Origin of the sequence: Flavobacterium sp. SH_e (assembly GCF_025717045.1) — a bacterium.
In the GTDB taxonomy this organism is placed as follows: domain Bacteria; phylum Bacteroidota; class Bacteroidia; order Flavobacteriales; family Flavobacteriaceae; genus Flavobacterium.
In genome coordinates this window covers 379,830-395,558 of sequence record NZ_JAOVZN010000001.1, presented here as the reverse complement: position 1 = coordinate 395,558, position 15,729 = coordinate 379,830, and the positions used below count along the sequence as shown (strand labels likewise).

At 33.1% G+C, this 15,729-nt stretch carries 12 protein-coding genes; 6 read left to right on the top strand and 6 right to left on the bottom strand.

The features are described 5' to 3' along the window. The first annotated feature begins 49 nt into the window (after positions 1 to 49). The 6 genes from OD917_RS01670 to OD917_RS01645 all read left to right on the top strand — a co-directional run bounded on the left by OD917_RS01670 (position 50) and on the right by OD917_RS01645 (position 6,272). Positions 50 to 1,264 carry a hypothetical protein gene (locus tag OD917_RS01670; protein WP_263521809.1) on the top strand — a complete coding sequence of 405 codons (1,215 nt, stop codon included), beginning with the start codon at positions 50 to 52 and terminating at the stop codon, positions 1,262 to 1,264. Next, positions 1,255 to 2,286 (top strand): hypothetical protein, encoded by a 1,032-nt coding sequence (locus OD917_RS01665; RefSeq protein ID WP_263521808.1) that lies wholly within the window; start codon positions 1,255 to 1,257, stop codon positions 2,284 to 2,286. Before OD917_RS01670 ends, OD917_RS01665 begins: the two co-directional genes overlap by 10 nt. 386 nt (positions 2,287 to 2,672) lie before the next feature. Beyond that, positions 2,673 to 3,704, top strand: coding sequence for a methionine ABC transporter ATP-binding protein MetN (gene metN / locus OD917_RS01660; RefSeq protein ID WP_263521807.1), 1,032 nt, complete (start codon positions 2,673 to 2,675; stop codon positions 3,702 to 3,704). Beyond that, a complete protein-coding gene (locus OD917_RS01655) occupies positions 3,697 to 4,350 on the top strand; it encodes a methionine ABC transporter permease MetI (RefSeq protein ID WP_129745425.1) in 654 nt (217 codons plus the stop codon). Before metN ends, OD917_RS01655 begins: the two co-directional genes overlap by 8 nt. 44 nt (positions 4,351 to 4,394) lie before the next feature. Further along, positions 4,395 to 5,207: a methionine ABC transporter substrate-binding lipoprotein MetQ gene (gene metQ, locus OD917_RS01650; RefSeq protein ID WP_263521806.1), complete on the top strand. Its 813-nt coding sequence runs from the start codon at positions 4,395 to 4,397 to the stop codon at positions 5,205 to 5,207. A gap of 285 nt (positions 5,208 to 5,492) precedes the next feature. Continuing rightward, positions 5,493 to 6,272 carry a Ku protein gene (locus tag OD917_RS01645; protein WP_263521805.1) on the top strand — a complete coding sequence of 260 codons (780 nt, stop codon included), beginning with the start codon at positions 5,493 to 5,495 and terminating at the stop codon, positions 6,270 to 6,272. Here OD917_RS01645 and ligD read toward each other — a convergent pair. From ligD to OD917_RS01615, 6 genes are all read right to left on the bottom strand, one after another. Next, on the bottom strand, positions 6,269 to 8,830 hold the full coding sequence (ligD, locus tag OD917_RS01640) for a DNA ligase D (protein WP_263521804.1): 2,562 nt from the start codon (positions 8,828 to 8,830) through the stop codon (positions 6,269 to 6,271). The genes OD917_RS01645 and ligD overlap by 4 nt on opposite strands. Further along, positions 8,817 to 9,296 carry a hypothetical protein gene (locus OD917_RS01635; RefSeq protein ID WP_263521803.1) on the bottom strand — a complete coding sequence of 160 codons (480 nt, stop codon included), beginning with the start codon at positions 9,294 to 9,296 and terminating at the stop codon, positions 8,817 to 8,819. The genes ligD and OD917_RS01635 overlap by 14 nt, the downstream gene beginning before the upstream one ends. 23 nt (positions 9,297 to 9,319) lie before the next feature. Beyond that, a complete protein-coding gene (locus tag OD917_RS01630; protein WP_263521802.1) occupies positions 9,320 to 9,487 on the bottom strand; it encodes a hypothetical protein in 168 nt (55 codons plus the stop codon). A gap of 55 nt (positions 9,488 to 9,542) precedes the next feature. Further along, positions 9,543 to 11,084 (bottom strand): PLP-dependent aminotransferase family protein, encoded by a 1,542-nt coding sequence (locus tag OD917_RS01625; RefSeq protein ID WP_263521801.1) that lies wholly within the window; start codon positions 11,082 to 11,084, stop codon positions 9,543 to 9,545. Between the two features lie 246 nt (positions 11,085 to 11,330). After that, a complete protein-coding gene (locus tag OD917_RS01620; RefSeq protein WP_263521800.1) occupies positions 11,331 to 12,602 on the bottom strand; it encodes an acyltransferase family protein in 1,272 nt (423 codons plus the stop codon). A 68-nt stretch (positions 12,603 to 12,670) separates the two neighbouring features. Further along, entirely contained in the window at positions 12,671 to 15,667 is a 2,997-nt protein-coding gene (locus OD917_RS01615; RefSeq protein WP_263521799.1) for a glycoside hydrolase family 3 N-terminal domain-containing protein, read from the bottom strand. Positions 15,668 to 15,729 lie beyond the last annotated feature (62 nt).

The following is a 15,729-nucleotide window of genomic DNA, read 5'->3' as shown; positions in this document are numbered from 1 at the left end:
ATATTGATAGTTTTGCACCGTAATTAACCCCAAATCTACTTACTTAACAATGAGAAAAAACACTCACTATTTTTTACTTGCTCTTTTTTCAAGTATAATTTTAGGCTGTAGTGACGATAGCGATTCGTACCAGCCAAATTATCTGCCAAGCATTGATGCCACAGCTTTGCCAGACGGAAATCATCCAATGACTATGTTTGAAGACGATGAAGATCCTTCAATAATGTACAATAAAGCTGATCGCTGGTTTAGAGTAAATGAACCGTTTCAAGTTATTCAAAAAGGAAAAGATTCGGTACAAATTTCGCTTTATTCTCCAGTCGGATTAACAAATGTGAAAGTGTATGCAAAACTGCCTAATTATGATAAGCGATTTTTAATTTACAGTTTTTCAGAAGTTCCAGCTTTTCATCGTTCGTTTCATAAATTGCCTTTAACAGAGCAGAAAAACGATTATTTGTTGGAAACAGGAAATACCGTAACGATTGATAAAATTGAAGGTTTCTCTTCAGGAGCAATAGAATTTTCTGTTGAATCAGATGATCCTTTATTTCAAAAATTCAAAAAAATAAAATCAACACATTTAGTTCAGTTTCATGATGGCTATCACATTAATGAATATGGTAAATTTCTTCCGATGAATCCAGCTTTGGCAAAAGAAGCAATAACCATGATCATCAATTATTCTTATGCTTTGAGCCATCCTTTGTATTATGACACTTTTATCAATTTTGATAGATACAAGCAAGAACAGGCAACTGCAGCAGGAACGGAAATAAACGGCGCTTTGAACTGGCACGGAAATGCTGATGATGTCGATGGTGTTTATGATTATTATTCTAAAGAAGAAATCGAAAAAATATATTGGAATTATCTAGATAAAAGAACCGTTTGGATGGCAATGGTAGGCGGAGATTCTGCTTGGGGCGGAGGAAATCTGGCATCGCAATGGGAATCAGGATATGTAACAGGACATTGGGTTGGAGAAATGTCAGTTTGGTCGCATGAATATTCGCACCATATTGGTTTCAGCCACAGCAGTAATTTAGCCAATAGTGGCGAAGGCGGAGGACAACAAGAAATGCTGACTCATTTTTATAAATATTTAATTTATTTAAATGATCTTCCTTTTACAGATCCAGAGGTATTAAAAACCTATGCAAAAACAAGTTATGTAACAGGAACTTATAAAAAACCAGTATTTACTATTAATCCTAAAAATCCATTTTTACTGAAATATAAAGGTGAAGGAAAATGGAACTAAACAATAAATCATTCATGAAACATATTTTACCGCTTATTCTTGTACTTTGTTTTTTTACAAATTGCAGTAAAGATGATAATGTTGCCACAAAAGATTATACTTATTTTTATCCAACTGATGAGGCTTCTATCACCAACGCAAATATTCCAGGAAGTACAGAAGCTTTTGATCCAAAAGGAATTACAATATCAAACGAAAAATTATATGTCATAAACGGAAATGTTTTAGAAATTTTTAATGCATTAACCCTTGAACATATTAAAACAATTAAAGAATATACAAAAGGTACCACTACAATTCCGCTAACGAGCTTAACATCGGTTAGTGTAGATAATGGCCGAATTTATGTTGGAAGTACCGAATCGCGATTGTTTGTTTTTGATGAAATAACAAATGCTGGAATCAGTACCGTTGGAAATGGCCAGTGGTGGCAGACTTTTGTACACGTTTTTGGAGTTGTTGCAAAAGACGGATTGGTATTTGTAAAAGAAAAAGAAAATAGTATAAAAGTGCTTGACGCTACTCAAATTACAGAAACAAGTACTTGGGATTTAAAGCCAATTGCTAAATTAAATACATTAAAAGGCTACACAGAAATTTATTCACTTGATGTTTACGGAGGAAATCTGGTTGTAGCAGGAAGAGATGCTAAAAGTTATCTGTATTATAATATTGCCAATATTAAAAAGAATGCTACAAACTCACTGACAACTCCTATCGAACCAGAATTAGTTCAATTTGTAGATATAAAACCAATTGCAGTATCTTTTAGTAAAGATTGGGCTGTAACGTCAGAAAATGTTGGAAGTGCGTCTTATTTAAAATTATACCCTAAAGTAGAGTTTATTAAAATGAATTACAAAGCAGTTTTAAGTGCTTCTGATATTTTAGGGCAAAATGCTTTTGGAGCAATTTTAGGAACTGCACAACTTGACGACCGCATTTTTTTATCTGATAATACAAATAAAAAAATTAGAGTTATAAAACTAAATAAGTCAACGATTTCAGAACAGAATAATTAGTATTTAAGTTCCGATTTCGGAATCTAATGATAAATTCCAAATTCCAAAATGAAAACTTCAAATTGGAATTTGGAATTTTTTATGAATTGAAAATAAAACTTGGAATTTTCAATTTTCAAGATTAGATTTTAAAATAACCTACTAAATTGATAGGTTAATAAAAGTTTTAACGATTTATGCGTTAAAATTGAAAATAACTATTTAAATTTGCACTCGCTATGAACAAAGAGAACCAGAAAATGAATAATTATTATCGTTGCAGCATGATGTGCTGTGATGCTATTATGGTATTTGTTGATCTGGCTTATATATAAAATAATGTTATTTATTTCAAAAAAGCCTTTCATAAATAGTTGAAAGGCTTTTTTGTTTTTAAACTTTTAAAAATGATTGAATTAAAAAATGTAACCAAAACTTTTCATCAGAAAGACAGAATCGTTTCTGCTTTGTCCGATGTCTCGCTTAGAGTTCCTGAAGGGAAAATTTTTGGTGTAATTGGAACCTCTGGAGCAGGAAAAAGTACACTGATTCGTTGTGTGAATTTGTTGGAAAGACCAACTTCTGGAGAAATCATTGTTGATGGAAAAGCTTTGATGCAATTATCAAATGCAGAACTGGCAATTGAAAGAAGACAAATCGGAATGATTTTTCAGCATTTCAACTTACTTTCTTCGAGAACGGTTTTCGAAAATGTTGCTTTTCCATTAGAATTGGCTGGAACGTCAAAAAATGAAATCAAAACTCGTGTTTTAGAATTATTGCAATTGGTTGGTTTGGCTGAAAAAGCCAACGATTATCCAGCAAGTCTTTCGGGAGGACAAAAACAGAGAGTTGCCATTGCAAGAACTTTGGCTAATAATCCGAAAGTTTTGCTTTGTGATGAAGCGACAAGCGCACTTGATCCAGCAACAACAAGGTCGATTTTAAATTTATTGAAAGACATTAACAAACGTCTTAATATAACTGTTTTGTTAATCACGCACCAAATGGAAGTTGTAAAATCGATTTGCGATGAAGTGGCGGTAATCAGTCATGGTAAATTAATAGAGCAGGGAAGTGTTGGAGAAATTTTCGCAGACCCGAAACATGAATTGACAAAAGAGTTTATTTCTTCTTCACTTCATATCGAAATTCCGTCTGTTTATCAGGAAAAATTACAAAAGCAAGATAATGGAAGCTTGAATCCGTTATTGAAACTGGAAATGACAGGAAAATCAGTTAATGAACCAGTTATCTCAGAAGTTTCAAGACTTTTTGATACCGATTTTAAAATTGTTAGCGCACAAATGGATCAGGCTGGCGAAGTGAATTTTGGTGTAATGCTGATTGAACTTTCAGGAAAACGCGAAAATTATGACGCAGCAATTCAATATTTTAATTCAAAACACATTAAAACAGAAATTTTAGGTTATGTCTGATTCTCTTATAGATTTATTGTTAAAAGGAACATGGGAAACCATTGTTATGACTTTTGTATCGGGCTTTTTTGGTTTTTTATTAGGATTGCCAACAGGAATTTTACTGTTCTTAACCCGTAAAAATCAAATTCTGGAACAGCCTGTTTTAAATAGAACATTATCGGTTGTAGTGAACGTTTTTCGTTCTATTCCGTTTATTATTTTGATCGTTTGGATGATTCCGTTTACACGCGCCATTGTTGGAACTTCAATTGGTGTTAGTGCGGCTTTGGTTCCGTTGAGTATTGGAGCAGCGCCATTTATTGCGCGTTTGGTAGAAAATAGTTTGCTGAGCCTTCCGTCTGGATTAATCGAAGCAGCAAGAGCATTAGGAGCAACTCCTTTACAAATTGTGTATAAAGTATTATTGCCAGAAGCTCTCCCTTCTTTAATCAATGCAGCGTCGATTACTTTAATCACACTTGTAGGTTATTCTGCAATGGGCGGAGCTGTTGGAGCAGGCGGATTAGGACAAGTTGGTTATCAATACGGATATATTGGTTACGATGCCGTGACAATGAATTCGGTTTTGGCTTTATTGGTCATCTTGGTATTTGCGATTCAGTTTGCTGGAGACAGATTATCAAAACGATTTGATCATAGATAATCAAATTAAAAATTTAGAATTAAAAATTAAAAAATAGAACAATCATGAAATTAAATATTTTAAAAACTGCCGGGATATTTGCTTTGTCTTTTGTTTTGGTTAATTGCGGAAACAAAAAAAATAATGATCCTCATTTTATAAAAGTGGGAGTTGCTTCTGGACCAGAATTGAAAGTGGCTGAAGCAGCTAAAAAAGTGGCAAAAGAAAAATTCGGATTGGAAGTAGAATTGGTTTCTTTCAACGATTATGTAATTCCAAATGAAGCTTTAAGCCAAGGCGATATTGACGCAAATGCTTTTCAGCACAAACCATATTTAGATGAGCAGTCTAAACAAAGAGGTTACAAATTGGCTATTATCGGAAATACATTTGTATACCCGATTGCTGGTTATTCTAAAAAAATAAAAAGCCTTTCTGAATTGAAAAACGAAAGCACGATTATTATTCCAAATGATCCAACAAACGGCGGACGTTCGTTATTGCTTTTACAGAAAAACGGATTATTGAAACTAAAAGACGGCGTTGGTTTGTTGCCAAAAGTAACAGACATTGTAAGCAATCCTAAAAACTTAAAAATTTTAGAATTAGAAGCGCCTCAATTGCCAAGAGCTTTAGACGACCAAAATGTTTCTATCGCGATTATCAACAATACTTTTGCTTCTGCAGCTGGATTGGTTCCTTCTCGTGACGCTTTGTTTGTTGAAGATAAAGATTCACCTTATGTGAATTTGGTAGTAAGCCGTGAAGACAATAAAAACGAAGAAAAAGTAAAACAGTTTTTACAAGCTTTTCAATCTCCAGAAGTTGAAAAAGCAGCCGAGCAAGAATTTAAAGGTGGAGCTGTAAAAGGCTGGTAATTTTTTTAAGTTATGAATTATGAGTTATGAATTATTAGTGTGATGACACTTGTAATTCATAGCTCATTTTTTTTTTTTTTTCGCTATGCGCATATATATATTCAAACATAGCCCGTGGTTTCAACCACGGGAACACATAGATAAAATTCAAAACTCATAATTCAAAACTCATAATTCATAACTCATAATTCATAACTCATAATTTTATAAAGTAATTTTTTGATTTTGTAAGGCTTACGTTTTTTTGTTGAACTAAATTTAATGTTCAATTTTAAAACAAAAGCCATGAGATCAATTTGGACAGGTTCGGTAAGTTTTGGATTAATTAATATTCCAATAAAAATGTTTTCGGCAGTGCAGGAAAGCAGTTTGGATATGGATATGCTTGACGCGAAAGATCATGCGAATATCAAGTTTAAACGCGTGAATGAAAATACGGGAAAAGAAGTAGATTTTGCCAATATCGTAAAAGGATATAATCTGGAAGGCAAATATGTCATTCTGGAAGATTCCGATTTTGAAGCGGCAGATGCCATTAAAACCAAAACAATTGATATTGAAAGTTTTGCTTTTGAAAAAGAAATTCAAAGTATTTATTACGAACAACCTTATTATCTGGAACCCGATAAAGGCGCAATGAATGCGTACGGATTGCTTCGCGATGCACTTGAAGCTTCAGGAAAAGTTGGTGTTACAAGATTTGTTTTAAGAAACAAAGAAAGTTTGGCCATTTTAAAACCGTACAAAAACGTCATTGTTTTAAACCGAATTCGTTTTGAACAGGAAATTCGAAATACAGCGGAATTGAAACTTCCGCCAATGTCCAAAAAATCCACCAAAGAAATGGATATGGCTGAAAAACTAATCGATCAGCTGACGGAGAAATTTGATATTTCTGGTTTTAAAGACGAATATACTGCCAAACTTTTGGATATCATTAAAAAGAAAGCCAAAGGAAAACCGCAGAAAGCAGCTCCAAAACTAAAAGTCGTGCACAAACAAAGCGACGATTTAATGGAAATGCTGAAAGCGAGCTTAGAAACCAAAAAGAAAAAATCTTCTTAACTGTTTTGGTTATTTTCTAGTTTATGAATAATCTTTTTAATGTTTGCCCCTTTAGATAAAACGGGGTTCCATAAATCGCCTTTTTTCTCAAAACGTCTCAAGACATTTTTGATAGTAAATTGCGACGGGTGCAGTTTTTCATTCACTTCACTCCATTCCAAAGGTGTAGAAACTGTTGCGCCAGGTTTTGGTCGAACAGAATACGGTGCCGCCAAAGTTTGTCCGCGTCGGTTTTGTAAAAAATCTATATATAATTTGTTGTTTCTTTTTTTAATGCTTCTGTCAACCGTCGTAATATCAGGAATTCTGGATTGCACTTCTTTAGCAATCAATTCGCCTAGAATTTTTATAGAATCATAATCGTACTGCGCACCAAGCGGAATGTAAATATGAAGCCCAGAAGCTCCGGAAGTTTTGCACAAACATTCCGTTTCCAATTCGTCTAAAACTTCTTTTACAACCAAAGCTGTTTGCACCACTTGTTTGAAATCGTCTTTTGCAGGATCTAAATCAATAACCAGCCAATCTGGATTATGAATATGTTTAATGGTCGAATTCCACGGATTCATTTCTATGCAACCTAAATTTGCCATATAAAGCAAGGTTTCCTTATCATTACAAATTAAATAATCAATGTTGGCGTTATTCGATTCAGAGAAGATTTTTTTAGTTTTAAGCCATCTCGGAATTTTATCGACATCAACATCTTTCTGATAAAAACTTGGTCCGTCAATTCCATTTGGAAAACGATTCATAGATTCAGGACGATCTTTTAAATACGGAAGAATGAGTGCTGATACTTCATCATAATAATGAATAATATCGCCTTTTGTGATGCCATCTTTAGGGAAATACACTTTATTCTGGTTAGTAAGATGCAATACCGTTTTACCTACTTTTAAATCGTAATCGTTCTCTGTTTTTTCCTTTTTATTTTCTTGTGTAATGATCATTTCATCTGAATTTAGTTGAGTTGAATTGTCTTTTGCAAATGATAAAAAAACTTCCTCAGCTTTTTTGTCTATTCTTGTTCCAAGATAAACGGGATGTCGCAAATGCTGATCCTGCGTCCATTCGGAGAATTTTACCTGACAAACTATTTTGGGTTTAACCCATTGAATTTTGTCTCGCAAAGGGATTTTTTCGTCAAGCGGAGATTTTTCAATAAAGTAAGATTCGAGTTTAGTATATAGATCTTTTAGCACAGATTCGGTAAAACCTGTTCCGCATTTGCCAATGTATTGCAGTTTTTTACCATCATATTGACCAAGAAGAATAGCACCAAAATACTTTCTTGAATTTTTAGGCTCAGTGATTCCAATAATTATGGCTTCTTCTTCGTTTGCTGTTTTTGTTTTAAGCCAGTTCGTACTTCTTCTGTTTACAGCATAAGTGCTATCAGCTCTTTTAGCTATTATGCCTTCCGTCTTATTCTTAACTGCTTTTTCAAATTGTTTAATTCCGTCTCCAACTGTATGTTCAGAATAAAAAACATTCGAAAAAGGATATTTATTAAAAAGAATTTTCAGGAGTTCTTTTCTTTCCAAAAGGGCTAATTCGGTAATAAGATTTCCGTCTAAATTCAATAAATCAAAAACATAGTATTTTAGATTTCCAATTCCTGTTTTCATATAGTTTTGTAGCAGCTGAAAATCGGCTCTGCCAGAATCATTTTCAACCACAATTTCGCCATCCAAAACTACCGTATGATCTATTTGCTGTAATTCTTCGGCAATGGGTTTAAAATTAGAGTTGAAAGAAAGTTCATTTCTGCTGAATAAATCTACATTTTGAGCATTAATAACCGCAATCGTTCTGTAGCCGTCATATTTATTTTCGAAAATCCATTCGTCATCGTCAAAAGGTTTTTCGCGTACGGTGGCAAGCATTGGTTTTACAAATTCAGCAATTTCTACTTTTGGATTAGACTTTTTTTTTGCTTCTTTTTTCTCAATTGTTTTTTCTTCAGTTTTTGAAACCAATTTTTTAGATTTTTCTTCTAATTGTTCCAAACTTCTTTTAGAAATAACCGATTTATTTTTTTCTAAAATATCTTCAATAGAAGCATATTTGTCATTTTTCTTGATTAAGAGCCAAGCATTTTCCTGTTTTCCGTGAAGTTTAACTAATGAAAATTCACCTTTCAGCTTTTTGCCTTTTAAAACAAAACTCAAACGACCTTTTGCTAGATCACTTAATAATTGTTTTTCTTCAGAAGCAGTTTTTTCATCAGAAGTATATGTTCCGTTATCCCAAACAATTACATTTCCTGCGCCATAATTTCCTTCAGGAATTGTGCCTTCAAAATCCTTGTAACTGTACGGATGATCTTCGACCATCATGGCGAGACGTTTTACTTCAGGATCCATTGACGGGCCTTTTGGTACTGCCCAGCTTTTTAGAACACCATCCATTTCTAGCCTAAAATCATAGTGAAGATGAGACGCGGCATGTTTCTGCACAACAAAAATCAATTCGTTACCCGATTTTTCAACTTTTCCCTTAGGTTCACGGGTTTGTTTAAAATCTCTTTTTTGATGGTATTTAGACAGTGACATAAGCTTTCAAAAGAATTAAAATAGTTAATGAAATAGAGTAAAGCGCCGTTGCTGTTGCAGCAAAAATAATATGGGCAAAGAACAGCTGAATATAATAACCTTTAAAATCAATTGGGGGTTGATGATTGGCCATTTTAAATATAATTACCCAGCTGAGTATGCCAATTACACCACTGATAACTCCTAATATAAGAGCACTTAGTGGAGAAATTGGCAAAATATTCTTTACCCATAATACATGATATCCCATAACAAATAGAAAACCAATAATGTAATGTATCAACCATCCCCAAGTATTCTGAGATTCTTCGGAAAGGCTAATATTTGTTTTTTTTAGAGCAAAACTCAATAAAACAGGTTCTTTATACAATTCTCTAAAGCTCTTCGACATGGCATAACTAAACCAAGTCATAGCCGATGTCGCCCCAATTGAAATTAAAAGTAATTGTATAATGTTGTAAATCATATAGACCTTTTTGAATTAAAACTCTATTTCAAAGTTACTTTCAAAAAGGTTTTTTCTGTTATAGGATTAAAATGAGCACTTATATAATTATCAGTAATTAGCTGATTTTCACTTACATTTGAAAGACATCGTTTTTGAGAAGAGAAGAAGTCTTTAATAATATCAAAATGGCTATCTTTTGAGATAGCCATTTTTTTATACGCATTTATATTCAAGCATAGTCCGTGGTTTCAACCATTAAAAAATTTATTTTGTTAAAATTATTTCAAGACATTCGCTCAAAATAGCGACAGCTTTTTCCATTTCTTCTTTTTCTAAATGTCCAAAACCTAAGCGGGTTGCAGTAAGATTTTTGGTTTGATATAAAATGGTTTTTGGGAGAAATAAACCGTGATTGGAACATTCTTTTTGAAATTGTATCAAATTAAAATGATCCAACCATTCGACCCAAATTGCTAATCCTCGCGGCGGAACTTTAAATTTGATTTTATCTTTTAGTTTATCATTAAGAATTGAAACAAAATAATCACGGCGTTCCTTATAGATTTTTTTATTCTTTTTTGAAAGTCTGTGCACTTCGCCTTCGGTAATCCATTCGGTTAAAACTTGTTCTTTTAGTACATCAATTCTAGGTTCTAGAGTGTTTTGATGTTTTTCAAGTTCTTTAATAAATTCTGTAGGAGCGGCGACAAATCCGTAACTAAATCCTGATGGAAGCGATCTTCCAAAAGAACCAATATAAACCACTTTCTGATTTGAATCGAAAGCGGCTAAAGGCAGAACTGGATTATTATCGTAATGAAAATCAAAATCGTAATCGTCTTCGAGAATTACAAATTCGTATTGATTTGCCAATTCCAGAACTTCTATTCTTTTTTTTGCGCTAAGTGAAATTGTAGTTGGATAATGATAATTGGATGTCAGATATAAAACTCTAATTTTTGATGTTTCGCAGATTTCTTTCAGTTTTTTAGTGTCAATTCCGTCTTCATTTACAGGAATAGAAATAATCTGTGCACCTGTATTGGTTAACGTCATATTGGACATATAATATCCTGGAGAAGCCACGACCACTTTATCATTTGGAGAAATAAGTACTTTGGTAACCAAATACAAAGCAATTTCGTGACTGCTTGTGGTAAGTAAATTTGAAGTTGCAATGCGAATTCCTCGAGTAAGATTCAGATAATTAGAAAAATGCGTTTTAAAATTCGAATGCGAACGTAATTCTATCTGTTCGTAAGTTTTAGATGTTTTTCTTCTTTTTAATTTCGAAACATATAATCTGGCTAAAACATCTGTTTGAACTAATCTTAAATCGGGCATTCCGTCATTAAATTGATGCGGAAGATTACTTATTTCTATTGGACTTTCAAGAATGGTAGAACGCTGAAAACTAAATCCAACACTTCCTTCAGATGAATTTTCTTCTTTCGAAATCGTAAATTCAGCTTTGTTTTTTTGTTTTTGCTGAGATAAAATGAAAGTTCCTTTGTTCGGAAGAGTTTCTATCCAACCTTGAGATTCTAAATCTTGAAAAGCTTTGATTAAAGTATTTCGATTAACAGAAAGTACTTTGCACAAAATTCGGGTGCCAGGAAGTTTTGTGCCTTCGGGAAGAAAACCCGTTTGTATGGCTTTGATAAACTCAAAAACAATCTGTAAGTAAATAGCAGTGCCTTCTTCTGGTTTAAGTAGAATAAAGCTTTTAAAAGGAATTTCAACCGGACTATCCATAATTCGAAACTGACGCTTTTGATTAGTACGGCAAGATACTGCTTTTCTCAAAATTTTTAGAAAAAAAGAAAAACAGCTTTATTTTATACTGGCATCAGAAATTATAACTAACAAACAATTACGTTAGTCCGGCTGAAATTATTTTGAAATAAATAAAATCTAAATTAATCTGCTAAAATCTTATTAAATCTGCGTGAAATATTTTGCGTACAGATTTTTTCACGCAGATTTAAAAAGATAAAAGCAGATGTCGCAGATTAAATTTAACCTGCTTAGAAAAGGGATTGAAAAGAATTATTAAACTTTAAAAATCAGTTTCTTTTTGTAGAAAATCCATAAAATGAAAGACCAGAAAACTGCATAAGATAAAGCGTAAGCCAACGATGCATTCAGTGGATTTTCAAAACAAGGTACAATTCCGTGATCATAAATATAGGCTTGAAGTCCGATTTCTTCTCCAGCAACTTCAGGATTTGCCACTTTTATCGAGCCTAAAACTCTCGGAATTATTCCTGAAAAGAAAAAAACGATCATTGGGTTTACTCCCCAAATCAAGAATAATTTGGTCCATTTATTATAGCCTTTTACATCAATTATAAAATATAAAAGTGTTAATGAAATTGTTGCTATTCCTGCCGTGTATAAAACATAAGAACTCGTCCAGAGCGATTTGTTAATAGGGAAGAAGGTGTTCCAAATTAAACCACCAATTAGTAAAATAATTCCTGTAATGGCTGTTTTTTTGACGATTTGAATTCTGTCAATTTGTAAGTTTAAAAGCTGTCCAATGTACATTCCTAAAATTCCAGTTCCAATTGCTGGTAAAGTGCTCAAAATTCCTTCTGGATCCCAAGTTTTAGACGATGCCCATAAATGTCCGTTTAAAAGTGTATTGTCTATCCAAGCAGCTAAATTGGTTCCTTTTTCGAAATTAGCAGGGCCAAATCCTGGAACGGGAACAAAAGCCATTAAAAGCCAATATCCAATTAAAAGTGTGGCTAAAACTAAAAGCTGTGTTTTTAAATTTGTCTTTAAATATAAAATTGAAGTAAAGAAATACACAATCGCAATTCTTTGTAAAACGCCTGGAATTCTAGTATCTTCAAAATGTTCTAATCCGCTAAAAGATAGCGAAAACAATATGATAAAGATTCCAACTGCAAGAATAGTTTTGACTTTCATTGAAAAGTTTCCTAAAAGTGCATAAGCCACTGCAAAAGCAATAATCAACCTCAATCCTAATAATGGAATTCCTTCTAAACCAAATAAATGAATTCTGCTAAAAACACTTAAAAACAATCCCAAACAGAAAATTCGAAGCGAACGGACTAAGATTTTATTAAAAACACTTCCGTCAAAATGTTTTGTGGGCATTGCAAACGGAATTGCAGTTCCCATTATAAAAACAAAAAACGGGAAAACTAAGTCTGTTGGCGTGCAACCATGCCATTCGGCGTGTTCTAAAGGCGGATAAATAGAAGACCAGCTTCCCGGATTATTTACAATTGTCATTAAGAAAATGGTAAATCCTCTAAAGACATCGAGTGAAGTTAAACGTTCTTTTGTCATTGGGTTTAGATTTTAGATGTTAGTTTTTTTTAGATGAAAGATGCATGAAGCAAGACTTTCGTCTTGAATTATTTTATGATTGCATTTTGAATTATTTGCTGAATTTCTTCTCTGATTTTTCCTTTGGCTAATTTATTTTCGTCGTTAACCACTTCAGGATAAGTTCTGTTCGATAGGAATACATAAACAATTTCGGTTTCAGGATCTGCCCAAGCCATGTTTCCTGTAAAACCTGTGTGGCCAAAACTTGATTCAGAAACACAATTGCAAGTTGGCCCACCTTTTTGGATTCGTTTGTCAAATCCTAATCCTCTCAAAAGGCCTTGATTTTTGTAATAACAGGTATTAAAAGCGTCAAAAGTTTCGGGAGAAAAGTATTGAATTCCGCCGTAATTTCCCTTTTGTAAAAATAGCTGCATCATTTTGGCAACATCCATACTGTTCGAGAAAATTCCTGCGTGACCCGCGACGCCGCCTTCCATTGCGGCTGCCATGTCGTGAACATAACCTTGAATTACCTGATGTCTGAAATAATTATCGATTTCAGTTGGAGCAATATTGCTTTTATCAAATCTGTCCAGCGGATTGTAAAGCGTATTGGTCATTCCTAATGTGCTGAAGAAATTTTCTTTGCTTAAATCTTCCAATTTTTTATGCGTTTTTCTTTCTAAATATTCTTTTAGAATTATAAAAGTAAAATCGCTGTATTTGTATTCTTTTTTTTGCGCTACAGGACTTTCAGCAATGATTTTCATAATCGTGTCATGATAATCATTTCGAATGTAAAGATTCTCAGCAACTTTCGTCGTAAAATTAGGTCCAGCTACTTTACTGTAATATTTTTCAGAAGGCTGATTGTTGCTGTCTAAAGTTGCTTTATAAAACGGAATCCAAGCTTGAAGTCCAGCATAATGATTTAACAACTCTTTGAAAGTGATATTTTCTTTATTTGTTTTAGCAAAAAAAGGCAACATGTCTTTCAATTTAGTGTCTAGCTCGACTTTGTTTTTATCATACAATTGCATCACATTTGGCAGAGTCGAAATCATTTTTGAAATCGAAGCAACATCATATAAATCTGTATTAGCAACTTTTTTTCCGTTATCGTAAGTTTGCGCTCCGTACGATTTCTGGAAAATGACATTTCCTTTTCTTGCTACTAGAACCTGCATTCCCGGTGTCATTTTTCCGTCGATTGCTTTTTGTGCCACAGCATCTATTTTGGATAAAATTGCAGGATTCATATTTACGTTTTCTGGAGCAGTAAAAGCTAGTCGATTCAGTTTTTCTGTAGTTAAACCGTCATTGACATGAAAAGCATCATTGATAGAAACAGGCAATTTTCCTTTTGCTTCAATGGCTCCAAAAAGTAATTCTGCCGAAACAACCTGACTAATATCTGAGTTTTGATAGGAAACTACTAATCCTTCAATATCATCAAAATTTGAAATAGATAGAAGAGAATATGGTTTTGCAAAAATGTCTAAAATTACTTTGTTGTGTTTTGCAATTTCTTTCAGCCAAAGCATTTCCTGTAGTGTGAATTCTTGCTTTTCCCAAGGTTTATTTACTTTGTGAAAGCTGATAATAACTTTGTCGAATTTTTTCAATTCTTTATTTAAACTGTCCAGATTGGTATCTTTAACTTCTGTAATTTCAGTATATTTTTTTAGGGTTGAAACAAAAGTGCTATTGGTATCTTCACCCAATTTTATGTACGCAATTTTTTCGCTTAAATCTTTTATAGGAAGAATTTCTTTTTCATTTTTTAAAACTGTAATTGCATTTTCGTACAATTTATAATGTAAAGCATCATTTTGGGACGGATTTAAATCTTCATATAAATTATTTAAATCAATTGGTTTGTATTGATGCAATCCTGCTTTGTATTTGTAGTGTAATATTTTTTTAACCGAATGTGATAATCGTTCTTCTGTAATTACGTTTTCGTTATATGCAGCTTCTAATTTTTGAAATGCTACAGGTACATTGTCTGGACAAAGTAAAATATCATTTCCAGCTAAAATTACAGCTATTTCCAAATCTCCAGGAGCTTTAAAATTAGCTGCTCCTTTCATTGCTAAACCATCAGTAAAAATCAATCCGTTGAAACCTAATTCTTTTTGAAGCAGATTCGTTACTACATTATAAGAAGCCGAAGAAGGACAATTTGGCTGTGATTCCAAACTCGGAATATTGAGATGTGCGACCATAACAGAAGCCAGACCTTCGTCAAATAATTTTTTGTATGGATATAACTCAACTAATTCAAGATGTTCTTTAGAGAAATTAACGGTTGGCAAAGCTTTATGCGAATCGGTTGAAGTATCGCCATGTCCAGGAAAATGTTTTCCGGTACAGAAAACGCCATTTCCTTGAATTCCTTTCATTAAAGCAATCGCTTTTTCGCTTACATTGACTTTGTCTTCACCAAAAGAGCGGTTTCCAATAATTGGATTTTTAGGATTGGTATTAATATCCAAAACAGGAGCAAAGTTGAAATGAACGCCAATTCTTTTGTTTTCGGCAGCCATATTTTTTCCCACGTTTTCAATTAAATTTAAATCCTGAATTGCGCCCAAAGTCATATTCCAAGGATAACGATAAGTAGAATCTAGACGCATGGCTAATCCCCATTCGGCATCGATTCCAATCATTAAAGGAACTTTTGCTTTTGACTGATATAAATTGGTCAATTTCGCCTGACGAACTGGTCCGCCTTGGAAGAAAATAACGTTTCCTATTTTGTAATCTTCAATAAGTTTGATGATTTGATTTGCATGTACAGAATCTTTATTGGAATAAGCCGAAACCATAAAAAGCTGCCCAATTTTTTCCTGAATTGTCATTTTGTTGTAAATGCTATCAACCCAAGCTGTTTCTTTATCAGAATCTTTGAAAAAAGTCTTTTTCTCAGTACTATTTTTTTGAACGTAAACAACGGTGTCTTTCAGAGGAATATCCTTGTTTGCATCGGTTACGCTATTGTTTTTTTTAGAGGCGCAATTGGTAATTAAAAAAATAAAAGAGGCGTATAAGCTAATTTTTATGAATGAATTTTTCATGTGATTTTTTTTAAAATCAATTTGAATCTAAGTATTAAATACAAATTGATTAATCAATATTG